Annotated in this window: 22 protein-coding genes and 2 pseudogenes; 19 read left to right on the top strand and 5 right to left on the bottom strand. The window is 68.9% G+C overall.

The features are described 5' to 3' along the window. Positions 1 to 215 precede the first annotated feature (215 nt). A complete protein-coding gene (locus ACFT9I_RS08190; protein ID WP_078494231.1) occupies positions 216 to 806 on the bottom strand; it encodes a hypothetical protein in 591 nt (196 codons plus the stop codon). Between the two features lie 272 nt (positions 807 to 1,078). Here ACFT9I_RS08190 and hemL point away from each other — a divergent pair, with 272 nt between their 5' ends. From hemL to ccsB, 7 genes are all read left to right on the top strand, one after another. After that, positions 1,079 to 2,413, top strand: coding sequence for a glutamate-1-semialdehyde 2,1-aminomutase (gene hemL / locus ACFT9I_RS08185; RefSeq protein ID WP_382561941.1), 1,335 nt, complete (start codon positions 1,079 to 1,081; stop codon positions 2,411 to 2,413). Then, the gene (locus tag ACFT9I_RS08180) at positions 2,410 to 3,087 is read left to right on the top strand and encodes a histidine phosphatase family protein (RefSeq protein WP_382561939.1); all 678 of its coding nucleotides are present in this window, start codon (positions 2,410 to 2,412) and stop codon (positions 3,085 to 3,087) included. Before hemL ends, ACFT9I_RS08180 begins: the two co-directional genes overlap by 4 nt. Before the next feature lie 158 nt (positions 3,088 to 3,245). Then, a complete protein-coding gene (locus ACFT9I_RS08175; protein ID WP_382561938.1) occupies positions 3,246 to 4,499 on the top strand; it encodes a hypothetical protein in 1,254 nt (417 codons plus the stop codon). 118 nt (positions 4,500 to 4,617) lie between these two features. Beyond that, complete coding sequence (locus ACFT9I_RS08170; protein ID WP_382561936.1) at positions 4,618 to 5,247, top strand: TlpA family protein disulfide reductase; 630 nt, start codon at positions 4,618 to 4,620, stop codon at positions 5,245 to 5,247. A 31-nt stretch (positions 5,248 to 5,278) separates the two neighbouring features. Then, on the top strand, positions 5,279 to 6,016 hold the full coding sequence (locus ACFT9I_RS08165; protein ID WP_382561935.1) for a cytochrome c biogenesis CcdA family protein: 738 nt from the start codon (positions 5,279 to 5,281) through the stop codon (positions 6,014 to 6,016). Positions 6,017 to 6,020: 4 nt separating this feature from the next. Next, positions 6,021 to 7,838 carry a cytochrome c biogenesis protein ResB gene (locus ACFT9I_RS08160; protein WP_382561933.1) on the top strand — a complete coding sequence of 606 codons (1,818 nt, stop codon included), beginning with the start codon at positions 6,021 to 6,023 and terminating at the stop codon, positions 7,836 to 7,838. After that, on the top strand, positions 7,835 to 8,926 hold the full coding sequence (gene ccsB, locus ACFT9I_RS08155; RefSeq protein WP_382561932.1) for a c-type cytochrome biogenesis protein CcsB: 1,092 nt from the start codon (positions 7,835 to 7,837) through the stop codon (positions 8,924 to 8,926). The genes ACFT9I_RS08160 and ccsB overlap by 4 nt, the downstream gene beginning before the upstream one ends. Positions 8,927 to 9,001: 75 nt before the next feature. On the opposite strand, the gene ACFT9I_RS08150 is transcribed toward ccsB, so the two are convergent. Continuing rightward, positions 9,002 to 9,472, bottom strand: a complete 471-nt coding sequence (locus tag ACFT9I_RS08150; protein ID WP_382561931.1) for a PLD nuclease N-terminal domain-containing protein — start codon at positions 9,470 to 9,472, stop codon at positions 9,002 to 9,004. Positions 9,473 to 9,556: 84 nt separating this feature from the next. Between ACFT9I_RS08150 and ACFT9I_RS08145 the strand changes: the two genes are divergently transcribed. Both ACFT9I_RS08145 and mqnP read left to right on the top strand, forming a co-directional pair. Beyond that, entirely contained in the window at positions 9,557 to 11,014 is a 1,458-nt protein-coding gene (locus ACFT9I_RS08145) for a menaquinone biosynthesis decarboxylase (protein WP_382561929.1), read from the top strand. Then, the gene (mqnP, locus tag ACFT9I_RS08140) at positions 11,011 to 11,976 is read left to right on the top strand and encodes a menaquinone biosynthesis prenyltransferase MqnP (RefSeq protein WP_382561927.1); all 966 of its coding nucleotides are present in this window, start codon (positions 11,011 to 11,013) and stop codon (positions 11,974 to 11,976) included. The genes ACFT9I_RS08145 and mqnP overlap by 4 nt, the downstream gene beginning before the upstream one ends. A gap of 25 nt (positions 11,977 to 12,001) precedes the next feature. On the opposite strand, the gene ACFT9I_RS08135 is transcribed toward mqnP, so the two are convergent. Continuing rightward, positions 12,002 to 12,607, bottom strand: a complete 606-nt coding sequence (locus ACFT9I_RS08135; RefSeq protein WP_382561925.1) for a rhomboid family intramembrane serine protease — start codon at positions 12,605 to 12,607, stop codon at positions 12,002 to 12,004. A 93-nt stretch (positions 12,608 to 12,700) separates the two neighbouring features. Here ACFT9I_RS08135 and ACFT9I_RS08130 point away from each other — a divergent pair, with 93 nt between their 5' ends. The 8 genes from ACFT9I_RS08130 (at position 12,701) to ACFT9I_RS08095 (ending at position 21,076) form a co-directional block, all read left to right on the top strand. Beyond that, positions 12,701 to 13,438 carry a UbiX family flavin prenyltransferase gene (locus ACFT9I_RS08130; RefSeq protein ID WP_382561924.1) on the top strand — a complete coding sequence of 246 codons (738 nt, stop codon included), beginning with the start codon at positions 12,701 to 12,703 and terminating at the stop codon, positions 13,436 to 13,438. Between the two features lie 109 nt (positions 13,439 to 13,547). Next, entirely contained in the window at positions 13,548 to 14,003 is a 456-nt protein-coding gene (locus ACFT9I_RS08125) for an Lrp/AsnC family transcriptional regulator (protein ID WP_023539462.1), read from the top strand. 85 nt (positions 14,004 to 14,088) lie between these two features. Next, a complete protein-coding gene (mqnE, locus tag ACFT9I_RS08120) occupies positions 14,089 to 15,252 on the top strand; it encodes an aminofutalosine synthase MqnE (protein WP_382561984.1) in 1,164 nt (387 codons plus the stop codon). 105 nt (positions 15,253 to 15,357) lie between these two features. Next, a complete protein-coding gene (locus ACFT9I_RS08115; protein WP_382561921.1) occupies positions 15,358 to 15,891 on the top strand; it encodes a GNAT family N-acetyltransferase in 534 nt (177 codons plus the stop codon). Positions 15,892 to 16,046: 155 nt separating this feature from the next. Then, positions 16,047 to 16,343 carry a DUF4229 domain-containing protein gene (locus tag ACFT9I_RS08110; protein ID WP_382561919.1) on the top strand — a complete coding sequence of 99 codons (297 nt, stop codon included), beginning with the start codon at positions 16,047 to 16,049 and terminating at the stop codon, positions 16,341 to 16,343. Positions 16,344 to 16,752: 409 nt separating this feature from the next. After that, positions 16,753 to 18,153, top strand: a complete 1,401-nt coding sequence (locus ACFT9I_RS08105) for a dicarboxylate/amino acid:cation symporter (RefSeq protein ID WP_382561917.1) — start codon at positions 16,753 to 16,755, stop codon at positions 18,151 to 18,153. Positions 18,154 to 18,316: 163 nt separating this feature from the next. After that, on the top strand, positions 18,317 to 18,964 hold the full coding sequence (locus ACFT9I_RS08100) for a TetR/AcrR family transcriptional regulator (protein WP_382561983.1): 648 nt from the start codon (positions 18,317 to 18,319) through the stop codon (positions 18,962 to 18,964). Between the two features lie 159 nt (positions 18,965 to 19,123). Continuing rightward, the gene (locus ACFT9I_RS08095) at positions 19,124 to 21,076 is read left to right on the top strand and encodes an AMP-dependent synthetase/ligase (protein WP_382561981.1); all 1,953 of its coding nucleotides are present in this window, start codon (positions 19,124 to 19,126) and stop codon (positions 21,074 to 21,076) included. A gap of 12 nt (positions 21,077 to 21,088) precedes the next feature. Here ACFT9I_RS08095 and ACFT9I_RS08090 read toward each other — a convergent pair. Then, a pseudogene (locus ACFT9I_RS08090) lies at positions 21,089 to 21,304 on the bottom strand (transcriptional regulator); the annotation flags it as partial. 40 nt (positions 21,305 to 21,344) lie between these two features. On the opposite strand from ACFT9I_RS08090, the pseudogene ACFT9I_RS08085 reads away from it, so the two are divergent. Continuing rightward, a pseudogene (locus ACFT9I_RS08085) lies at positions 21,345 to 21,518 on the top strand (ATP-binding cassette domain-containing protein); the annotation flags it as partial. A 103-nt stretch (positions 21,519 to 21,621) separates the two neighbouring features. Here the strand turns inward: ACFT9I_RS08085 and ACFT9I_RS08080 are convergent. Beyond that, positions 21,622 to 21,825, bottom strand: coding sequence for a cold-shock protein (locus ACFT9I_RS08080; RefSeq protein WP_003967102.1), 204 nt, complete (start codon positions 21,823 to 21,825; stop codon positions 21,622 to 21,624). A gap of 319 nt (positions 21,826 to 22,144) precedes the next feature. On the opposite strand from ACFT9I_RS08080, the gene ACFT9I_RS08075 reads away from it, so the two are divergent. Next, the gene (locus ACFT9I_RS08075; protein ID WP_382561915.1) at positions 22,145 to 23,038 is read left to right on the top strand and encodes a menaquinone biosynthetic enzyme MqnA/MqnD family protein; all 894 of its coding nucleotides are present in this window, start codon (positions 22,145 to 22,147) and stop codon (positions 23,036 to 23,038) included. Positions 23,039 to 23,082: the final 44 nt, after the last annotated feature.

Raw genomic sequence — 23,082 nt, 5'->3', positions numbered from 1 at the left:
ACGAGTGCTGTGCCGACCGCACAAGGACGGGGAGCGGTTTCGTTCTCTCCGAGAGGACGGTGTCACCCTCTCTGTGCGAGCCGCTGTGGTCCGGCGGCACCCTGAGGTCGTCGGTCCGGCGTGAGGTGAGCGTGGCTGAGTGGGCGGCAATGATCGCGGCTGCTCCGGTCGTGCGGTTCACGAGAGTTCTCGCCCGCACACCCCGGCCCCTCAGCTCACGGCCACACCAAGCAGTACGGCTGATGCCCCGCCTCATGCAGGCGATGGCTGAAGTCCTGCCACTCGTGCAGCAGTTGGTACACGTTGAACGCGTCCCGCGGCCCGCCCCGGTCCGGGACCGTCGACCAGATGAAGGCCGCCGCTCCCACCGATTCCTCGCCGATGCCGCGCAGGGGGTCCACCACCGTCATCGGGAGTTTGACCACCGCGTAGTCCGGGTGCAGTACGACCAGTTCGAGTGGGGGGACCTTGTTCAGGGGCATGCCCTGGATGCCCGTGAGGACCATCGCGGCTATCGTCTCGGGCTTGATCTTGGTGAACATGCCGCCCATGCCCAGCTCGTCGCCGCCCAGTTCCTCCGGGCGCATCGAGATGGGGACGCGGGCCGCCGTCGCGCCGTCCGGGGCGCCGAAGTACTTGTACGTCACGCCCACCCGGCCGCTCCCGCCCCCGGGAGGCCGGCTGTCGTTTCTGCTGGAGGGAGGCTGCGCGCGGGCCTCTCGCTCGCGGCGCCGGTGTTTTCCCCGTCGGGCAGGGTCGGGCCCGAGGTCATCGGTTCCCTCGCCCAGTCCGCCACCGCGATGCATATCTCCACCCGACCACTCGCAGCCCCGGCCGCGCAACCCGATCATCGTGACAGTGACCTCCCCCACGGGCGACCGGTGAAACACCTGTCCGCAGATACTTCGAAGGCTCTGACACCATGGATTGCGTGAGCTTCCCCTATGACGCCCCAGTTTCGCAGACGCGGGGGCGTTGACGCCCTTATGTAATACGAGGAGACCGCGCGCCCCGCTCATCGGTGGCCGAGATCCTTCGTCCCCGGCCACCCGACCCCGAATCGCAGATCAGGACCAAAGTGTCGTATTCATACGAAGCCCCCGTTTCGCAGGCGCTTTTCGACCGTGCGTCGATCGTGACGCCCGGCGGCGTGAATTCTCCCGTCCGTGCCTTCAAGGCCGTGGGCGGTACGCCCCGGTTCATGGTGTCCGGTGACGGTCCGTACCTCACCGACGCCGACGGGCGCGACTATGTCGACCTCGTCTGTTCCTGGGGGCCCATGATCCTCGGGCACTCGCGGCCCGAGGTCATCGAGGCCGTCCAGGCCGCCGTCGCCCGGGGTACGTCCTTCGGGACGCCCGGTGAGGGCGAGGTCGCGCTCGCCGAGGAGATCGTCGGCCGGGTCGCGCCCGTCGAGCAGGTACGGCTCGTGTCGTCCGGCACCGAGGCCACCATGTCGGCGATCCGGCTCGCCCGCGGGTTCACCGGGCGCGCGAAGATCGTCAAGTTCGCCGGCTGCTACCACGGGCACGTCGACGCGCTGCTCGCCGCCGCCGGGTCCGGTGTCGCGACGTTCGGGCTGCCCGACACGCCCGGGGTGACCGGCGCGCAGGCCGGGGACACCGTCGTACTGCCGTACAACGACCTGGCGGCCGTACGCGCGGCCTTCGCCGCGCACCCCGGCGAGATCGCCTGTGTGATCACCGAGGCCTCGCCCGGGAACATGGGCGTCGTGCCGCCGCGTGACGGATTCAACGCCGGGCTCAAGGAGCTGTGCGCCGCGAACGGCGCCCTGTACATCTCCGACGAGGTGATGACCGGATTCCGTACGTCGAAGGCCGGCTGGTACGGCATCGACGGTGTCGCGCCCGACCTGATGACCTTCGGCAAGGTCATGGGCGGCGGATTCCCCGCCGCGGCCTTCGGCGGTCGCGCCGACGTCATGGCGCACCTCGCACCCGCCGGGCCCGTCTACCAGGCGGGCACGCTCTCCGGGAACCCCGTCGCCACCGCCGCCGGGCTCGCGCAGCTGCGCCTGCTCGACGACGCGGCGTACGCGAAGGTCGACGCCGTGTCCGCCGAGATCCGCGGGCTGGTCTCCGACGCCCTCGGTAAAGAGGGCGTCGCGCACCGGGTGCAGACGGCGGGCAACATGTTCTCCGTCTTCTTCACCGCCGACGAGGTCCGCGACTACGACGACGCCAAGCGGCAGGAAGCGTTCCGCTTCACCGGCTTCTTCCACTCGATGCTCGCCGACGGCGTCTATCTGCCACCGTCCGCCTTCGAGTCCTGGTTCGTCTCCACCGCCCACGACGACCGCGCGGTCGAGCGCATCGCCGCGGCCCTGCCGGCCGCCGCCCGCGCGGCGGCGGAAGCGACAGCGCCCGAGACCGAGACCGGAGCAAAGGCATGAGCGCCGAGACCACCGTCGTTCACGTCGTACGGCACGGAGAGGTGCACAACCCCGACGGAGTTCTCTACGGGCGCCGCGACGGCTACCACCTCTCCGAACTCGGCCGGCAGATGGCCGACCGCGTCGCCGAGCACCTCGCGACCCGCGACATCACCTACGTCGTCGCCTCCCCGCTGGAGCGCGCCCAGGAGACCGCGAGCCCCGTCGCCAAGTCCCACGGTCTGACCCTCCACACCGACGACCGCCTCATCGAGGCCGCCAACGTCTTCGAGGGCAAGACCTTCGGGGTCGGCGACGGCGCGCTGCGCTCGCCCGCCAACTGGCGTTATCTCACGAACCCGTTCCGGCCCTCCTGGGGCGAGGCGTACGTCGACCAGGTCGCCCGCATGAAGTCCGCCCTGGCGGACGCGCGCGACGCGGCCCTCGGGCACGAGGCCGTGTGTGTCAGCCACCAGTTGCCGATCTGGATCGTGCGCAGCCACTTCGAGCGCCGCAGACTCTGGCACGACCCGCGCCGCAGACAGTGCACGCTCGCGTCCCTGACGACATTCACGTACGAGGGGGAGAGGCTGATCTCCGTCGCCTATACGGAACCGGCGCGCGATCTCGTACCCGCGCATCTTCTCGCCGGTGCCAAACCGGTGAAGGGCGCGTCGAAAGCTTTCGGAGCGTAGTCGGCCAATCGCCCACGGTTCGGCGGGAAATGTCACATCTGCTGTTACAGGCCGATGCTTTACCAATTCCTGGAACCTGTGAGTTCCCTATGCCCTCTAACGTGTTGTCGTCCGCATGACCGGCGGACGTTACATGAGCGAGTGCGGATGGGACCGATATGCGCGACATGAGCCGAAGGAGCCTGCTCGGAGCCGGAATTGGGGCGGCTGCCGCAATCGGAATCGGTGGCTGCGGTACCCACACGGGTGCGTCCGGAAATGCCGGTGGGGACACCGCCGGGGCCGGGGGCGAGGGCGGGGGCAGGCCGAGCGGCAAGGCGAGTGAGAAGAATGTGCGGCTGATCGGTGACGGTTCGACGGCCGACACCGGAAAGCAGCCGCACCAGCCGCCCGAGCCCGTACCGCTCGAACCGGGTGAGACCCCGCCGCAGTTCGTGATCTTCTCGTGGGACGGCGCGGGCGAGGTCGGCAACGGCCTCTTCCCGCGCTTCCTCGACCTCGCGAAGGACCACGGCGCGGCGATGACGTTCTTCCTCTCCGGCATCTATGTGCTGCCGGAGTCGAAGAAGACCCTCTACCGCCCGCCGGGCAACGCCGTCGGCGCCTCCGACATCGGCTATCTCACCGACGCGCACATCAAGGACACGCTCAAGTACATACGCCAGGCCTGGCTCGAAGGGCACGAGATAGGCACCCACTTCAACGGGCACTTCTGCGCCGGCTCCGGCTCCGTCGGCAACTGGTCGCCGAAGCAGTGGCGCGACGAGACCGAACAGGCCATCGGCTTCGTCACCGAGTGGAAGACCAACAGCGGCTGGAAGGACCTCGATCCGCTGCCGTTCGACTACCGCAAGGAACTGGTCGGCGGCCGTACGCCGTGCCTGCTCGGCCAGGACAACCTGCTGCCCATGGCGGGCAAGATGGGCTGGCGCTACGACGCCAGCTCGCCCGGCGGCCGGCAGATGTGGCCGGGCAAGCGACGGGACGTATGGGATCTGCCGTTGCAGGCCGTGCCGTTCCCCGGGCATTCCTTCGAGGTGCTGTCGATGGACTACAACATGCTCGCCAATCAGTCGAAGAATTCGACGAAGGGCGTCCCCGCGAATTATCCGGGCTGGCGCAAGCAGGCCACCGAGGCGTATCTCTCCGGATTCCGCCGCGCATACGAGTCGAATCGTGCCCCGTTCTTCATAGGGAATCATTTCGAGGAGTGGAACGGCGGCATATACATGGATGCCGTCGAAGAAGCGCTGAAGGGGATGGCGGAGAAGAAGGACGTACGGCTCGTCTCCTTCCGGCAGTTCACCGACTGGCTCGATGTCCAGGACCCGGCCGTGCTCGCCAAACTCCGTACGCTGGAGGTCGGCCAGGCTCCGGCCGGCGGCTGGAACACCTTCTTCAAGGCCGCGTAAGCCTCGCAAAGCCTGGGGCGGCGGCCCTGACCAGGCCGCCGACAGGGCGCGGTCAGGGCTTCTCCGGGACCGAGGGGGGCGAAGAAGATCCCTGAATGGCCCATGCGAAACTTTTCACATGAACTTTGGCCGAGCCCCCCGAAGCCGCTCGAACCGACGCCCACGCGCCGTACTTCCGGCCGTTGTCGCGTCGGCGGCCATGCTCACCCTCGCGGCGTGCGGCGGTGGCGCCACGTCCGGCGGCGGCGGTGACACCAACTTCGTGACGAACACCGGCGGGGTGCAGACCGTCGCCAAGGGCGAGCGCAAGTCGGTCAACAAGATCGCCGGTGAGACGCTCGACGGCAAGCAACTCGACGTGGCCGACCTCAAGGGCCAGGTCGTCGTGCTGAACGTCTGGGGCTCCTGGTGCGGACCCTGCCGCGCCGAGGCGCCGTACTTCGCGAAGGTCGCCAAGGAGACCGAGGCCAAGGGGCAGGACATCGCCTTCGTCGGGCTGAACGCCCGCGACGCCAACAAGGGCGCGGCCATAGCCTTCGAGAAGGACTACGGCGTCGCGTACCCGAGCATCTACGACCCGGCGGGCAAGCTCATCGTCAACGGTTTCCCGAAGGGCACCCTCAACCCGCAGGCGATCCCCTCCACGATCGTGCTCGACCGGGACGGGAAGATCGCGGCCCGCTCGCTCAAGGCGCTCGACGACAAGAAGCTGCGCGAGCTGATCGACCCGCTGATCGCGGAGAAGTGATCCCGTGGAGGTTCTCGCCGCTGTTCCCGGCATGAATGAGACCGTCTTCGACGGTGCGTTGATGGTCGCGCTGCCGATCGCGCTGCTGGGTGGTCTCGTCTCGTTCTTCTCGCCGTGCGTACTGCCCCTCGTACCCGGCTATCTCTCGTACGTCACCGGCATCAGCGGCACCGATCTGGGCGACGCCCGACGGGGGCGGATGGTCACCGGCGCGGTGCTGTTCATCACCGGCTTCACCGCGGTCTTCGTCTCCGGCGGCGCGCTTTTCGGCTACTTCGGCAACACCCTCCAGGACAACCGGGCGGTCATCTCCCGGATCCTCGGAGTACTCATGATCGCGATGGGCGTGTTCTTCATGGGGCTGCTGCCCTGGCTCACGCAGCGCGAGTTCCGCGTCCACAAGAAGCCGGTGTCGGGCCTCGTCGGTGCTCCGCTGCTGGGCGCGATGTTCGGGGTCGGCTGGACACCGTGCATCGGCCCGACGCTCACCTCCGTGAACATGCTGGCCTTCGACCAGGCGACGGCGGGGCGAGGGGCCATACTGACCGTCGCGTACTGCATCGGGCTCGGTGTGCCCTTCGTGCTCGCCGCCGTGGCGTTCCGCAAGGCACTGGGCCTGTTCGGCTGGGTCAAGCGCCATTACATGTGGGTGATGCGGGTCGGCGGCGTGATGATGATCGCGACCGGGGTGCTGCTGGTGACCGGCGTGTGGGACAGCATCATGCAGGACATGCAGGCGTGGACCAACGGCTTCACGGTGGGGATCTAGTTCCATGAGCAAGACAGAGACGACAGCGGCAGCCGCCGACGGCACCACGGCCGATGCGGCCGAGACGCCCGAGTCACCCGAAGCACGCGAGACCCGCGAACTCGGCGCCGCCGGATCGCAGCTCTCCACCGCCCCCCGCGAGGAGTCCGCCATCGGCGGGCCCAGCCTCGGTCCGCTCGGCTGGATCCGCTGGTTCTGGCGTCAGCTCACCTCGATGCGCGTCGCGCTGATCCTGCTCTTCATGCTGTCGCTCGCCGCCATCCCCGGCTCGCTCATCCCGCAGAACAGCGTCGACGAGCTGAAGGTCCAGACGTTCCAGGAGAAGCACGAGACGGTCACACCGATCTACGACAAGCTCCAGCTGTTCGACGTCTACAGCTCGGTGTGGTTCTCGGCGATCTACCTCCTGCTCTTCATCTCGCTCATCGGCTGCATCGTCCCGCGCACCTGGCAGTTCGTCGGGCAGCTGCGCGGCCGTCCGCCGGGCGCCCCCAAGCGGCTCGACCGGCTTCCCGCGTACACGACCTGGCGTACGACCGCCGAGCCGGACGAGGCCCGCGAGGCCGCGCTCACCATGCTCAAGCGGCGGCGCTTCCGCGCGCACACCGTCGGGGACGCGGTCGCCGCCGAGAAGGGCTACCTCCGCGAGACCGGCAATCTGCTCTTCCACATCGCGCTGATCGTGATGCTGGTGGCCTTCGCCACCGGGCAGTTGTTCAAGTCCGAGGGCGGAAAGCTGATCATGGAGGGCGACGGCTTCTCCAACACCCTCACGCAGTACGACGACTTCAAGTCGGGCTCGATGTACGACACCGACGACCTGGAACCGTTCAGCTTCAACCTCGACAAGTTCGTCGGGACCTTCGAGCGCAAGGGACCGCAGGTCGGCACCGCCCGCGAGTTCGAGGCCCACGTCAGCTACTCGACGGACGCGAGCGGCAAGGAGCGCAAGGCCGTCATCGAGGTCAACGAGCCCCTGGAGGTCAAGGGTTCGAAGGTCTATCTGATCGGCCACGGGTACGCCCCCGTCCTCACCGTCCGGGACGGCAAGGGCAAGGTCGTCTTCAAGGGCGCGACCCCGTTGCTGCCGATCGACAACAACATCACGTCGACCGGCGCGATCAAGGTGATGGACGGCTACAAGGACAAGAACGGCAAGAAGCAGCAACTCGGCTTCAACGCCTTCTTCGTCCCGACCTTCGCGGGCAAGGGCAACGGCAACATGTTCTCCCAGTTCCCCGAGCTGGACTATCCCGTGCTCGCGCTCACCGGCTACCAGGGCAGCCTCGGCGTCGACTCCGGTCTGCCGCAGAACGTGTACCAGCTGGACACCAGCAAGATGAAGCAGTTCAAGGACGCCGACGGCAAGAAGCTCGCACAGCGGCTGCTGCCCGGCGAGACGATGAAGCTGCCGAACGGCGCGGGCTCGGTGACCTTCGAGAAGGACATCAAGGAGTGGGCGACCTTCCAGGTCTCGCAGCAGCCCGGCAACGGGCTCGCCCTCACCGGTGCGATCGGGGCCGTCATCGGGCTCGTGGGCTCGCTCTTCATCCAGCGGCGCCGGATCTGGGTCCGCGCGGTACGGGGCGCCGACGGCGTCACCGTCGTGGAGATGGCCGGCCTCGGCCGCAGCGAGTCGGCGAAGCTCCCCGAGGAACTGGGCGACCTGGCGCTGACGCTCAACGCGGAGGCGCCGACAGCGCCGACAGCGCCGACCGAGCCGACAGCGCCGGTAGCACCCGAAGAATCTGAAGAAGCCGCAGAAGCACCCGCCAACCCCGCCACACCTGCCGGAGAGCCTGTCGAAGGGGCTGAGAAGTGATCCTCGCCGCCACCACCAACGAGAACCTGGCGCACACCGCCAACGTGCTGGTCTATTCGTCCATGGCCGTCTACACCCTGGCCTTCTTCGCCCATATCGTCGAATGGGTCCTGGGTAGCCGCAGCAAGGTCGGCCGTACCGCCGCCGCGCTGACCGGCACCGGTGCGACGGCCGCCGCCACGGTCGAGGTGCGCACGGCGGAGAAGGAGAACGGCGGCGGCACCGCCGTCCTGGAGCGGCCCAAGGTCATCACGCGCTCGGCGGCCGGGCGCCGCGACGTGCCCGACGGCCCCGGCGCGGCGGGCGGCACGCTCAAGGGCGACCTGTACGGACGTATCGCCGTCGCCCTGACCGCGCTCGGCTTCCTGATCGAGGCGGCGGGCGTCATCAGCCGCGCGATGGCGGTCCAGCGCGCGCCGTGGGGCAACATGTACGAGTTCTCCACCACCTTCTCCACGGTGGCGGTCGGCACGTACCTCGCCTTCCTCCTCACGAAGAAGAACGTCCGCTGGATCGGACTGCCGCTGGTCACCACGGTCCTGCTCAACCTGGGCGTCGCGACGACCGTGCTCTACACCGACAGCGACCAACTGGTCCCGGCACTGCACTCGTACTGGCTCTGGATCCACGTCTCCACCGCGATCTTCTGCGGCGCGGTCTTCTACCTCGGCGCCGTGGGCACGCTGTTCTACCTGCTGCGCGACGTGTACGAGTCCAAGGTCGCCCGCGGTGTCACCGTCGGCCGCGCGTGGTCGTCCGTCATGGAGCGACTGCCCGCCGCCGCGACGCTCGACAAGTTCTCGTACCGCGTGAACGCCGCCGTCTTCCCGCTCTGGACCTTCACGATCATCGCGGGCGCGATCTGGGCCGGCGACGCCTGGGGCCGCTACTGGGGCTGGGACCCCAAGGAGGTCTGGTCCTTCATCACCTGGGTCGCCTACGCCACTTATCTGCACGCGCGCGCCACGGCGGGCTGGAAGGGCCGCAAGGCGGCGACGCTGGCGCTGATCGCCTTCGGCTGCTGGCTGTTCAACTACTACGGCGTCAACATCTTCGTCACCGGAAAGCACTCGTACGCGGGAGTTTGACCGAGCGGGAACAGAACAGCGGCGCGCCCCCGGCCGGTCAGGCCGGGGGCACGCCGCTGTCGTACGTGAGGTGCCTCAGCCCGCCGGCGGGACGTCGTCGGCGCTGCCGCCCTTCTCCTTCTCGCGGCGCTCGATCTCGGCCTCCCGGCGACGCAGATCGGCCTCGCGCCGCTCCAGTTCGGCCAGCGCGTCCGCGTTCTCCGCGTGATCCGCGACCGGCGTCTCTTCCTTCTTCTCGCCGTCCTTCGCCGCCGCGTCCTTCGTGCCGTCCTTCTTGCCGTCCTTCTCAAGGGACTTGAGGAAGTCGGGGTTGTCGTCCGGCGCGACCCAGCCGCCCCGGCGGCCGCCCGCCGAGCCGATGCCGGCCGTGGGCTTCTTGCCCGCGATCAGCCACGCGATCGAGCCGACCAGCGGGAAGAGCAGCACCAGAATGGCCCAGATGGGCTTGGGGATATGGCGGATGTCCTTCTCGTCGGTGGTGATGCAGTCGATGAAGGCATAGATGCTGAGAGCCAGCGGCACCAGAATCATCAGCACCCGAAGCATGGCGCCCCCTGGGAATGGAGATCGATTACGGGGCGGTGGCCCCGGTTACAGGTCCAGGGTAGCGAGTAGCAGATACTGGACGGCATGGCTTACGACGATCTTCGCTCTCTGCTCCGGGCGCTGGAGCGCGACGGCGACCTCAAGCGCATCAAGGCCGAGGTCGATCCGTATCTGGAAGTCGGCGAGATCGTCGACCGGGTGAACAAGGCGGGCGGGCCCGCGCTCCTCTTCGAGAACGTCAAGGGCTCCGACATGCCCCTGGCGATGAACGTGTACGGGACGGACCGCCGGCTCCTCAAGGCGCTCGGCCTCACGTCGTACACGGACATCAGCGACAAGATCGGCGGGCTGCTCAAGCCCGAACTGCCGCAGGGTTTCGTGGGGGTGCGCGAGGCGTTCGGGAAGCTCGGCACGATGACGCATGTGCCGCCGAAGAAGGTGAAGCCCGGCAGCGCGCCCGTGCAGGAGGTCGTCCTCACCGGCGACGACGTGGATCTGGACCGGCTGCCCGCGCTGTTCACCTGGCCCGAGGACGGCGGATCCTTCTTCAACCTCGGTCTGACACACACCAAGCACCCGGAGACCGGCGTCCGCAACCTCGGGCTCTACCGGCTCCAGCGCCACGACAAGCGCACCATCGGCATGCACTGGCAGATCCACAAGGACAGCGCGAACCACTACCAGGTCGCCGCCAGGCGCGGTGAGCGGCTGCCCGTCGCCATCGCCTTCGGCTGTCCGCCCGCTGTGACGTACGCCTCCACCGCCCCGCTGCCCGGCGACATCGACGAGTACCTCTTCGCCGGCTTCGTACAGGGCAAGCGGATCGAGATGGTCGACTGCCGTACGGTGCCGCTCCAGGTGCCGGCCAACGCCGAGGTCGTCATCGAGGGCTGGCTGGAGCCGGGGGAGATGCTGCCGGAGGGGCCGTTCGGCGACCACACCGGCTTCTACACGCCGCAGGAGCCGTTCCCCGCGCTGACCATCGACTGCGTGACGATGCGCAAGCGCCCGCTGCTCCAGTCGATCGTGGTCGGCCGGCCGCCGACGGAGGACGGGCCGCTGGGGCGGGCGACGGAACGGTTCTTCCTGCCGCTGCTCAAGATCATCGTGCCCGACATCGTGGACTACCACCTGCCGGAGTCGGGCGGCTTCCACAACTGCGCGATCGTCGCGATCGACAAGAAGTACCCGAAGCACGCGCAGAAGGTGATGCACGCCATCTGGGGCGCCCACATGATGTCGCTCACCAAGCTGATCGTCGTCGTGGACGCCGACTGCGACGTCCACAATCTGCACGAGGTGTCCTGGCGGGCGCTGGGGAACACCGACTACTCGCGGGACCTGACGGTCGTGGAGGGCCCGGTCGACCACCTCGACCACTCCTCGTACCAGCAGTTCTGGGGTGGCAAGGCCGGTATCGACGCGACGCGCAAACTCCCCGAGGAGGGGTACACGCGGGACGGCGGCTGGCCGGAGATGGTCGAGTCCGACCCGGAGACCGCAGACCGGGTGACGAAGCGCTGGAGGGAGTACGGCCTGTGACCAGTGCCGCCGAGGGAGCCGACGGACTCGTCGGGCAGGGACGACAGGGACGACAGGGGCGGTCCTCGGGGCCGGGGTCCGCGCCGTCCGGCAGCAGGACCCGGGCGTTCCTGCGGCTCGTGATGATCGAGCACTCGGTCTTCGCGCTGCCGTTCGCGTACATCGCCGCGCTGACGGCCATGTTCCAGCTCGACAAGAACATCCACTGGGGCCGGCTGCTGCTCGTCACGATCGCCATGGTGGGCCTGCGGACCTTCGCGATGGCCTGCAACCGGATCATCGACCGCGAGATCGACGCCCGTAACCCCCGTACCGCGAACCGCGAGTTGGTGACCGGCGCGGTGTCGGTGCGCTCCGCGTGGACGGGCGCGCTCGTCGCCCTCGTGGTGTTCCTGGGCGCCGCCGCCCTGCTCAATCCGCTCTGTCTGGCGCTCGCTCCCGTCGCCGTGGTCCCGATGGTCGTCTATCCGTACGGGAAGCGCTTCACGAACTTCCCGCACGCCATCCTCGGCTTCGCCCAAGCCATGGGCCCGGTCGGCGCCTGGATCGCCGTCACCGGCGAGTGGTCGTGGGACGCCGTCATCCTCGGTCTGGCCGTCGGCATCTGGATCGGCGGCTTCGACCTGATCTTCGGCAGCCAGGACGTCGAGGCGGACCGCGCGCACGGCGTGAAATCCGTCCCGGCGCGCTTCGGCATCCCGGCCGCGCTGTACGGCGCGCGGGTCGCGCACGTCGTGACCACGGCCCTGCTGGTCTGGTACGCGCTGGCCACCGACGCCGGTCTGTTCTTCTGGGTCGGTCTGCTGATCGTCGCCGCCGCGTTCCTCTACGAGCACCAGGTCGTGAAGCCGAACGATCTGTCCCGTCTCAACCGGGCCTTCTTCACCGTGAACGGCTTCATTGGGATGGCGCTCTTCATCTGCGCGCTGCTCGACCTGCTCGTACGCGGCCTGACCGTCTGACGGGCAGGCGGAGCGGTGGGCGCGGTCAGGATATGAGCGCGCCCGCCGGGACCTGGCGCTTGGGGCGGCGGAACATGAACGCCGCCAGCACCCCGCCTATCAGGCCGAAGAGATGCCCCTGCCAGCTCACCGACGGATTCGTGGGCAGGACGCCCCACAGCGCCGATCCGTACATCACCAGGACCAGCACGCCCACCACGATGTCCACCATGCTGCGATTCACGAAGCCGCGGACCAGCAGATAGCCGAGCAGCCCGAAGACCACACCGGACGCCCCCGCCGTGACGGAGTTGTCCGCGGCCGTGAGCCAGACGCCCAGGCCGCCGATCACCATGATCGTGAGGACCACGCGCAGGAAGTGGCCTATGCCGCTGAGCGCCGCGAGGAAGCCGAGCACGAGCAACGGCAGGGCGTTGGACGCCAGATGGTCGAATCCGTGGTGCAGGAACGCCATCGGGATGACATCGCGCAGCTCGCCCAGATCGCGTGGGCTCAGCCCGTACGTCTCCAGCGCGCCCGTCGAGGTGTCCACGGCCTCCAGGATCCAGAGCAGCGCCAGCCAGCCCAGCATCAGCGCGGCCGCCGCTTTGATACGGCGCACCGCGTTCCTGTCGATGGATGAATCCGGCATGTCGCCCCCCAAGGGTCGTCGCGCTCCCATCCCTGGAACGCACGAGGCACCGTCCCCGGTTCCTGCTTCCGGACGCCGGATAGGGTCGGACGCGTGAAACCCGGATCGGACCTTGAGGACCAGCGCCATGCCGAGCGGCCCACGGCGGGGCCCCGGCGGCCGTGGGTCGTCGGAGTCTCCGGCGCGTCGGGGACCCCGTACGCGGCGGCGGTGCTGCGCGGGCTGCTCGACGCCGGCGAGAGCGTCGATCTGATCGTCAGCCGCGCGTCGCGCCTCACGCTGCTCGACGAGACGGGGATCTCCTTCCGGGACGCGCACTGGCGGGACGATCTGCGCACGTGGCTGGCCCGGGGCGCCGACGGAAAGCCGGACACCTTCGCCCCCGACGTGTCGGACGTACGGCACTGGGCCGCCGGTGATCTGGCGGCCGGGCCGTCCTCGGGGTCGTACCCGGTCAAGGGGATGCTGATCGTCCCCGCCTCCACGGCCTGTGTGGCGGGTGTCGCGCTCGGGCTGTCGAAGGACCTGCTGCAACGCGCGGCGAGCGTCACGCTCAAGGAGCGCCGCGCACTGGTGGTCGCCGTCCGGGAGACCCCGTTGGGCGGAGGGACCCTCAAGCATCTGGTGACCCTGGACGAGGCGGGCGCCGTCGTGCTGCCCGCGTCCCCGGGTTTCTACGCGGGGGCGACGCACATCCAGGACCTGGTGGACTTCGTCGCCGGGCGGGTGCTGGACGCGGCAAGGGTGCCGCACCGGTTGTACCGCCGCTGGGAGGGGGAGCTGGGCGGCGGCTCCCGTACGGGGACGGGGCCGGGGCCGGGAGCATCGTAGCGAGTCCGTGCATGCACCGGCTCGTCGCCGCACTGCCCTAGATTGCACACTGCCTCAGATTGCATACATCAACTTGCGAGATAGCTGAACAATGGAAGGCTTCAGGCATATGGACGCCGTGGATAGGCAGCTCATCCAGGCCCTCAGGGAGAACGGCAGAGCCTCGTACGCCGAGCTCGGCCGGCTCGTCGGGCTCTCCGGGCCCAGCGTCACCGACCGCATCAACCGGCTGGAGGCCGCAGGCGTCATCATCGGCTACCGCGCCACCGTCGACTCGGCCTCGCTAGGCCTCGGTGTCACCGCGCTGATCGGCATCTCGCTCTCCGACGCCGCCGACCACGAGGACGTCGCGCACCGATTGCGCGGTCTGAGCGAGATCGAGGACTGCTGGTTCATCGCCGGCGACGACTCGTACATGCTCAAGGTCCGCGCCGGCGACGTCGACGGTCTGGAGAAGACGATCCGCCGCCTCGGCAGTACGAAGGGCGTCTCGCGGACCCGTACGACCATCGTGCTCTCCACGAAGTGGGAGAACCGGGTCGGCGAACTTCCCGACGAAACGTAGGCGTACGGTTGGTGGAGCCTGATAACCGGGCGTCCGGCGGACATATGGCACACACAGTGGGAGGCGCCGCATGACTGCATCTGTCATGGATGTGGGGCTCAAGCGCGAGCTGGAGGAGAAGGTCAGGGCCGGCGAGCGGCTGACCCGTGAGGACGGCATCGCCCTCTACGAGTCGGACGACCTGGCCTGGCTGGGCGGTCTCGCGCACGAGGTGCGGACGCGTAAGAACGGTGACGTCGTCCACTTCAACGTCAACCGTCACCTCAACATGACGAACGTCTGCACCGCGTCGTGCGCCTACTGCTCGTTCCAGCGCAAGCCGGGCGAGAAGGACGCGTACACGATGCGTATCGAGGAGGCGGTCCGGCTCGCCACGGCGATGCGCGGCGAGAGCCTCACCGAGCTGCACATCGTCAACGGGCTCCACCCGACGCTCCCTTGGCGTTACTACCCGCGCTCGCTCAAGGCTCTTAAAGAGGCGCTGCCGGAGGTCTCGCTCAAGGCGTTCACGGCCACCGAGATCCACCACTTCGAGACGATCTCCGGGCTGACGGCCAGTGAGATCCTCGACGAGCTGATCGACGCCGGGCTCGAATCGCTGACGGGCGGTGGCGCCGAGATCTTCGACTGGGAGATCAGGCAGCACATCGTCGACCACCGCACGCACTGGGAAGACTGGTCGCGCATCCACCGGCTCGCGCACGAGAAGGGTCTCAAGACCCCGTGCACGATGCTGTACGGCCACATCGAGGAGCCCAGGCACCGGGTCGACCATGTGCTGCGGCTGCGTGAACTCCAGGACGAGACCGGCGGGTTCCAGGTCTTCATCCCGCTGCGCTACCAGCACGACTTCGTGGACATGCAGGACGGCAAGGTCCGTAACCGCCTCCAGGCGCGTACGACGATGGCCACCGGCGCCGAGGCGCTGAAGACCTTCGCCGTCTCCCGGCTGCTGTTCGACAACGTCCCGCACGTGAAGGTCTTCTGGGTGATGCACGGTGTGCAGACCGCCCAACTCGCGCTCCAGCACGGCGCGGACGACATGGACGGCTCGGTCGTCGAGTACAAGATCACGCACGACGCCGACAACTACGGCACGCCGAACAAGCTCGGCCGTGAGGATCTGCTCGACCTGATCCGCGACGCCGGTTTCCGCCCCGTCGAGCGGAACACGCGCTACGAGATCATCCGGGAGTACCCGGGCCCCGACGCGGACCGGCGTGAGACGCCGCAGCCGATGCGGCTCTGATCTTCCGGTACGTTCCCGTCGAGCGGCCCCAGCTCGCTGAGCTGGGGCTTCTCGCGTTCTGGACCGGGGTTGAGCGCATGGGCGGGTAATGGTTACTGTTGCGGAATGCCGCTTACGTTCATCCTGGACCCGCCCGTCGACCCGGCCCTGCGCGACGGCGTCGTCGCGCTCTGGACGGACGTCTCCGACGCGGGCGGCGCCGTCGGCTTCGTACCCCCGGCGAATCCGGACGACGTACGCGCCGAGCTGGTCAAGCATCTCGTGTCGATGGCCGAGGGGCGGACCCGGCTGCTCGTCGGGTACGACGAGGAGGGCGCCGTGGCCGCCACGGCCTTCCTCACGTTCAACACCCACCGGCTGATGCGGCACTGGCTCTGGCTGTACACGGTGATGGTCCACCCGCGGCACCAGGGCAACGGGTACGGCCGCGACCTGATGGACGCGACGGCCGACGCGGCCCGCGGCATCGACGGCATCGAGGCGATACGGCTCACCTGCCGGGGTGGCACGGGGGTGGACCGCTTCTACGAGTCGTGCGGCTACAAGGAGGTCGGCCGGGTGCCGGACGCGATACGGGTGGCGCCCGGCGACGACCGCGACGACATCACGATGCTGCTGCCGCTGCACCGGGTCCCTTGAACCGAACGTCTTGAACCGAGTGCCCTGAGCGGTAACCCCCTTATATGGGACGCCGGGCGGCGTGCTTCACTGGATGCCGTACGTCGGACGCGTATGTCCGACACGGACGTCGGACACGGACGTCGTCACGAGGAGCACGAGGAGAGAGGGCCGCTGTGACCGCCGCCAGAACGAGCGCCACGATTCGCTACACCGCGATGCGCCTGGGCATCTTCGTCGGGTCCTTCGTCGTCGTCGCCGCCCTGGTCCAGTTCGGCGCGCTGCCCAAGGGCCTCGGCGACTCCAACTTCATCTGGGTGCTGCTGCTCGCGCTGGTCGTCTCCGCGCCGCTCAGCTTCATCCTGCTGCGCAAGCAGCGCGACGAGATGTCCGCGCAGCTCGTCGGGAAGGTCGACTCCGCGAAGGCCAAGCTGGAGGCGAACCGTACGCAGGAGGACGGCGCGACCCAGTAGGACGCGCCCCTGTCCCGTATGCGCGCCATAAGCTCCGCGTAAGTTTCGTCACACCCGTACGCCGGTCCGTACCCCGGTCCGTCCCGCCCCAGCCGCTCACGCGCTGGGGCGTCGGTGTTTCCAGGGGCAGTTGGCGGCTCTCCGCGCGGCTCTCCGCGTGCCGATACCTCAAAGCAGACCTTTGAGTATCCCAAAGTCCCGGTGTTAATGTACTGAGCATGAAGACATCAGTGCGCCATCTTGCCGTGAGCGTCCCGCTCGTGGCGCGCCTGCATGTCGATCTCTGCCGCTGCATGTCCGCGGTCTGTTGCGGCTCTCGCTGATCCGAGCCCGCTTCATGCGGCGGCGCCCCTTCTGACGCACGGGCGCCGCACCCCCCAGTTCCACCCCCTCGTCCCCGTACCTCCGTATGCCCAACTGGAGTGTGTCCGTGTCCGCGAATTCCGAGCCCGCCACCACCGGCAAGGCCGACCAGGCCGACAAGCCGGCCGGTTCAGGCCCAGGTTTCTCCATACCCAAGGTCCCGTTCTGGGCCCAGATCGTCGCCGGTCTCGTACTCGGCGTCCTGCTCGGCTGGCTCGCCCGCAGCCAGGACATCAACTGGCTCTACACCACGCTCGACAAGGTCGGCAGCATCTTCGTCCAGCTGCTGAAGCTGGCCGTCGCCCCGCTGGTCTTCTTCGCGATCCTGGTGTCGATCACCAATCTCCGTAAGGTCAACAACGCCGCCAGGCTGGCCTCGCGCACCCTGCTCTGGTTCCTGATCACCTCACTGATCGCCGTCGTCATCGGCATCGTGATCGGCCTGATCACCAACCCCGGCTCCGGCACCGGCCTCACCCCCAAGGACGGCCAGAAGCCCGAGGGTTCGGGCTCCTGGCTCGACTTCCTGACCGGCATCGTGCCGACGGACGTGATCACCCCGTTCACCGAGCTGAACGTCCTCCAGATCGTCTTCCTGGCCGCCGTCGCGGGCATCGCCGCGCTCAAGCTCGGTGACCGCGCCGCGCCGATCCTGGCGCTCAGCGAGTCCGTGCTCGAACTGCTCCAGAAGGCCCTGTGGTGGGTCATCCGGCTCGCCCCGCTCGGCACCGTCGGACTCATCGGCTACGCCATCGCGGACTACGGCTGGGACCTGATCGGCGACTACGCCACCTTCACCGCCGACGTGTACATCGGCTGCGCCCTGGTCCTCTTCGGCGTCTACCCGCTGCTGCTGGTGACGGTCGCCAAGGTCAGCCCGATCCAGTTCTTCAAGGGCGCCTGGCCCGCGATCCAGCTGGCCTTCGTCTCCCGCTCCTCGGTCGGCACGATGCCCGTCACCCAGCGGGTGACCGAGCGCCTCGGCGTGCCGAAGGAGTACACGAGCTTCGCCGTCCCGTTCGGCGCCACCACCAAGATGGACGGCTGCGCGGCGATCTACCCGTCGCTGGCCGCGATCTTCATCGCGGAGATCTTCGACGTCCAACTCGGCATCCAGGACTACCTGTTGATCGCCTTCGTCTCGGTGGTCGGTTCGGCGGCCACGGCCGGTCTCACCGGCGCGACGGTCATGCTGACCCTGACCCTCTCCACGCTGGGTCTGCCGCTGGAGGGCGTGGGTCTGCTGCTCGCCATCGACCCGATCCTGGACATGATGCGTACGGCGACGAACGTCGCGGGCCAGGCCCTGGTCCCGGTCATCGTCGCGGCCCGGGAGAAGATCCTGGACCACGACAAGTACAACTCGGCGTCGGCGAACCCGATCGACGAGCCGGAGCCGGAGCCGGAGCCCAGCGACCGCAAGACCGCTGTCCCGGTCGCCGCGTGACGCGGTAACTGATCACGAGTCACATCCTGGTGGCGCCCCCGGTCTTTTCGGCCGGGGGCGCCGCCGCGTCCTCCTCGCTGACCGTAGGCTTACCCGGGTTCGGGGGGACGTGGGGTGGGAGGACGACCAGGTGGGTTCCGCAGGCGCGGGCAAGATCAAACGGATGCCGCGTGAGGTGCGTGAGCGGCAGATGATGGACGCCGCGGTGGCGACCTTCGGGCGGCGGGGATATCGAGCGGCGTCGATGGACGAGATCGCCGAACTGGCCGGTGTCTCCAAGCCGTTGGTGTATCTGTATCTGAACTCCAAGGAGGACCTGTTCACCGCGTGCATCCGCCGCGAGGCCGACGCGCTCCTCGTGGCCGTACGCGCCGGTGTCGTGGAGCCGGGGCTCGCGCCGGACGAGCAACTGTGGGCCGGGCTCACCGCGTTCTTCGCGCATACGGCGGAGAACCCCGACGCCTGGTCGGTGCTGCACCGGCAGGCCCGTACGCACGGGGAGTCCTTCGCCGCCGAAGTTGGCTCGATGCGGGAGGAGTTGGTCGCCCTGGTGACCGGCCTGCTCAGGGACGCGGGCCGCGCGTCACCCGCCGCGCCCGATCTGGCGGATCTCGGTGACCGGGACGTCGTCGGGGTCGCCCAGGCACTCGTCGGCGCCGCCGAGGCGCTGGCCGGGTGGGCGAACGAGACGCCGGACGTCTCGGCCAAGGAGGCCGCGTCCACGCTGATGAACTTCGCCTGGACGGGGCTGGGGAGACTGCTGGACGGCGAGCGTTGGTCGGCGGGCAACTCGGCAGCCACACTGCGGTAGTTGGCCGGGGGACGCGGTGACGGCGTCGCTGTCTTGATTTCGCGACCCGCTCCGGATTTACTCTGGCCGGGCCGGAGCCTCCCGCTCCGTGCAGAGATGAGGGAACAGCGCGTGTCCGCAGACGTACCCGCCGATGGCGCCGGGGCCCAGCCATGGCAGGTGCCCGCGCCGCCGGAGCCGCCGTCCGCGCCTGAGCCCCCGCTCCCGCCCGCGCCGCCGGCTCAACCGTCCGCGCCGCCGGGTCTCGCGCAGGTCGAGCCCGAGAAGCTGTGGGTGGACGGAGTCGTACGACAGGTCTCCGTGCCGCCCCTCGTGCCGCCCGCACCGGACGGCTCACTCGCCGACATCCCCTTCGACAACGCGCGGGACGCCCCGGACGAGGCCGTCCTCAGCCGTAAAGAGGCCGACGGGCGTTGGCGGGACGTCACCGCCGCCGCGTTCGCCGACGAGGTCCGCGCTGTCGCCAAGGGGCTGATCGCGGAGGGGCTGCGGCCCGGTGACCGGCTCGCGATCATGGCCCGTACGACCTACGAGTGGACGCTCCTGGACTTCGCGGCCTGGGCCGCCGGCCTCGTCACCGTCCCCGTCTACCCCACCTCCTCCGCCTTCCAGACCCGCTGGATCCTCCAGGACTCCGGCGCCGTCGCCTGCGCGGTCGAGAGCAAGGAACAGGCCCGGCTGATCAGCCACGAGCGCAGGCAACTGCCGGACCTGGCCCACCTCTGGACCTTCGACACCGGCGCCGTCGACGCGTTGTGCGCGGCCGGCGCCGATGTCCCCGACACGGAGCTGGAGGCGCGGCGCGCCGCGCTCTCGCCCGCGTCCCTCGCGACCCTCGTCTACACCTCCGGCACCACGGGAAGCCCGAAGGGCTGCGTCCTCACGCACGCCAACTTCTTCGCGGAGGTGGACAATTGCATCGAACTGCTCCACCCCGTCTTCAAGTCGGTGAGCAAGGAGCCCGCCTCCACGCTGCTCTTCCTGCCGCTCTCCCATGTCTTCGGACGCATGGTCGCGGTGGGCTGTCTGCGCGCGCGGGTACGGCTCGGGCACGCGCCGTCGCTGCGCACCGACGACCTCATCGCCGATCTCGCCGGCTTCCGGCCGACCTTCCTGCTGGCCATCCCGTACGTCCTGGAGAAGGTCTTCAACACCGGCCGCGCCACCGCCGAGAAGATGGGCCGCGCCGCCTCCTTCGACCGCGCGGCGAGGATCGCCCGCCGGTACGGGCTGGCCGTCGAGGCCGCCACCGCCGGTACGGGCCCCGGCCCCGGGCTGCCCCTCAGAGCCGCCCGCGCGCTCTACGACCCGCTGGTCTACCGGCGCATACGCGCCGCCCTCGGCGGCAAGGTCGTGCAGGCCATCTGCGGCGGCTCCCCGCTGGGGCGCTCCCTCGCCGCCTTCTACGCGGGCGCGGGGATCACGATCTTCGAGGGGTACGGCCTGACGGAGACCACGGCCGCCGCCACGGTGACGCCCCCGCTCAAACCCCGCCTGGGCACGGTCGGTTGGCCGCTGCCCGGCACCTCCGTACGGATCGCCGACGACGGCGAGGTGCTGCTGCGCGGCGGTCAAGTGTTCACCGGCTACTGGGACATGGAGCGTGGCGAGCCCGTACCGGCCCTGGACGACGGCTGGTTCGCGACCGGGGACCTGGGCGCGCTGGACGACGACGGCTATCTCACCATCACCGGCCGCAAGAAGGACATCATCATCACCTCGGCCGGCAAGAACGTCGCCCCGGCCCCGCTGGAGGACTGGCTGCGCGCCCACCCGCTGATCGGCCAGTGCCTGGTGCTCGGCGACAACCGCCCGTACGTCACGGCCCTGATCACCCTGGAGCCGGAAGGGCTCGCGCACTGGCGCCAGATGAAGAAGAAGGAGCACCTGACGCGGGACGAGCTGGTCACGGACGAGGACCTGCTCTCCGCGCTCCAACGGGCGGTCGACGAGGCCAACCGGCTGGTGTCCAGGGCCGAGTCGATCCGCCGCTTCCGCGTGCTGCCCGTCTCCTTCACGGAGGCGAGCGGGCAGCTGACGCCGTCGCTCAAGGTGCGGCGGACGGCGGTCGTGGCGGACTTCGCGGCGGAGATCGACGAGTTGTACAGCTGACGCCCCCCGATCTCAGCCCTTACGGCGCGGCGCCGGCAACTGCTCGCGCAGCGCCGTCAGTTGATGGGACGACTCGACCGCGCGCGTCTCGTCCAGCGTGGTGAGCGCCAGCAGCAGTACGTCCGCCACCACCAGCCCCGTCAGGGACTCCGCCGTGATGCCGGTCGGTGTGTGCGGCGCGGTGAGGACCGACTCCACCCGGCTCGCGAAGGTCTCGCCCAACTCGTCGGCCCAGCGCCAACGCCAGGTGCCGGGCGGCTAGTTCGGAGGCCGCGAGGACTCACTGGCCGACGGGCTGCTCGACCGGGTGGGGCTGGGCGCCCGCGAGGCCGGGGCGCGTCCGCACGGGATGTCCGGCGGTCAGCGGCAGCGGCTCGCGATCGCGCGGGCGCTGGCCGTCGACCCGAAGGTGCTGGTGCTCGACGAGGCGGTGGCCGCGCTGTAGCCGGCAGGAAAGGCAGGAGCCCTGCTCCCCGCACTGGACATGCGGGGGACAGGGCTCCTTGATACTGCTTTTTCCGTGCGCGATCTTCCGACCCGGGCAACTAGGCCGGGGTTACGTTCTCCGCCTGCGGGCCCTTCGGGCCCTGGGTGACGTCGAAGTTCACGACCTGGTTCTCCTCGAGGGAGCGGAACCCGGACGCGTTGATCGCGGAGTAATGGACGAAGACATCCGGGCCGCCGCCGTCCTGGGCGATGAAGCCGAAGCCCTTTTCAGCGTTGAACCACTTGACGGTTCCGGTAGCCATAAGCCCTCCTTGGGCCAAAGGGTTGCCCTGCTCCAGAACCTGCAAACAAGTCTGAAAACTACAAAAGCCTGCGGGTCACATGCTCCGCAGGCTCTGTACTGCAAGGGAAACCAAACTGCAACTTGCGGCGAGCCTAGCACGCGTCTCACGGGCAGCGGTAGGGGGAAAGATCACCCAAAGATCGGCTCACCCGGACGTTTGAAGAGGACTCCGGCGGGGTGACGCGGCGACGCTCCTGACGTGCGAAGGAGACCCGCCCGAGGCCGCCGTCCAGCACCCCCTGCCCGTCCCACCCGCCTCACAGGTCTAGCCTCGCGGTGTGGACAGCTCCTCTGAAAACACGGCAGGCCCCGACACGGGCGGAAGCGATCACCCCCGCGTCCGGCCGCGCGTCGGTCACATCCAGTTCCTGAACTGCCTCCCCCTTTACTGGGGCCTCGGCAGAACAGGAGCCCTCTTCGATCTTGAGCTGACGAAGGACACCCCGGAGAAGCTCAGCGAGAGCCTCGTGCGCGGAGATCTCGATATCGGTCCCGTCACCGTGGTCGAATTCCTCCGTAATGCCGAGAACCTCGTGGCATTCCCCGATCTGGCGGTCGGCTGCGACGGCCCCGTCATGTCCTGCCTGATCGTTTCGCAGGTGCCGCTCGACGAACTGGACGGGGCGCGGGTGGCCCTCGGCTCGACCTCGCGGACCGCCGTACGGCTCGCGCAGCTCCTGCTCGCCGAGAAGTACGAAGTCACGCCCGACTACTACACGTGCCCGCCCGACCTCGGCCTGATGATGCAGGAGGCGGACGCGGCCGTACTGATCGGCGACGCCGCCCTGCGCGCCTCGCTGCACGACGCGCCGCGCCTCGGCCTCCAGGTCCATGACCTCGGACAGATGTGGAAGGACTGGACGGGGCTCCCGTTCGTCTTCGCGGTGTGGGCGGCGCGCAAGGACTACCTGGCGCGCGAGCCGGAGACCGTACGCCTGGTGCACCAGGCGTTCCTCGCCTCCCGCGACGTGTCGCTGGAGGAGGTCACCAAGGTCGCCGAGCAGGCCGCGCGCTGGGAGACCTTCGACGCGGAACTGCTGGAGCGCTACTTCACGACGCTCGACTTCCGCTTCGGGCCCGACCAGCTCGCGGGCGTACGGGAGTTCGCCCGGCGCACCGGACCCACGACCGGCTATCCCGCCGACCCCCACGTCGAGTTGCTCCCGTCCTGAGAAGGTAGGAGCGGCACACGGGGGACGGGGAACGGGGAGGGGAC

The organism is Streptomyces sp. NPDC057137 (genome assembly GCF_042670825.1).
In the GTDB taxonomy this organism is placed as follows: Bacteria; Actinomycetota; Actinomycetes; order Streptomycetales; family Streptomycetaceae; genus Streptomyces.
This window is presented reverse-complemented; position numbering and strand designations above follow the sequence as displayed.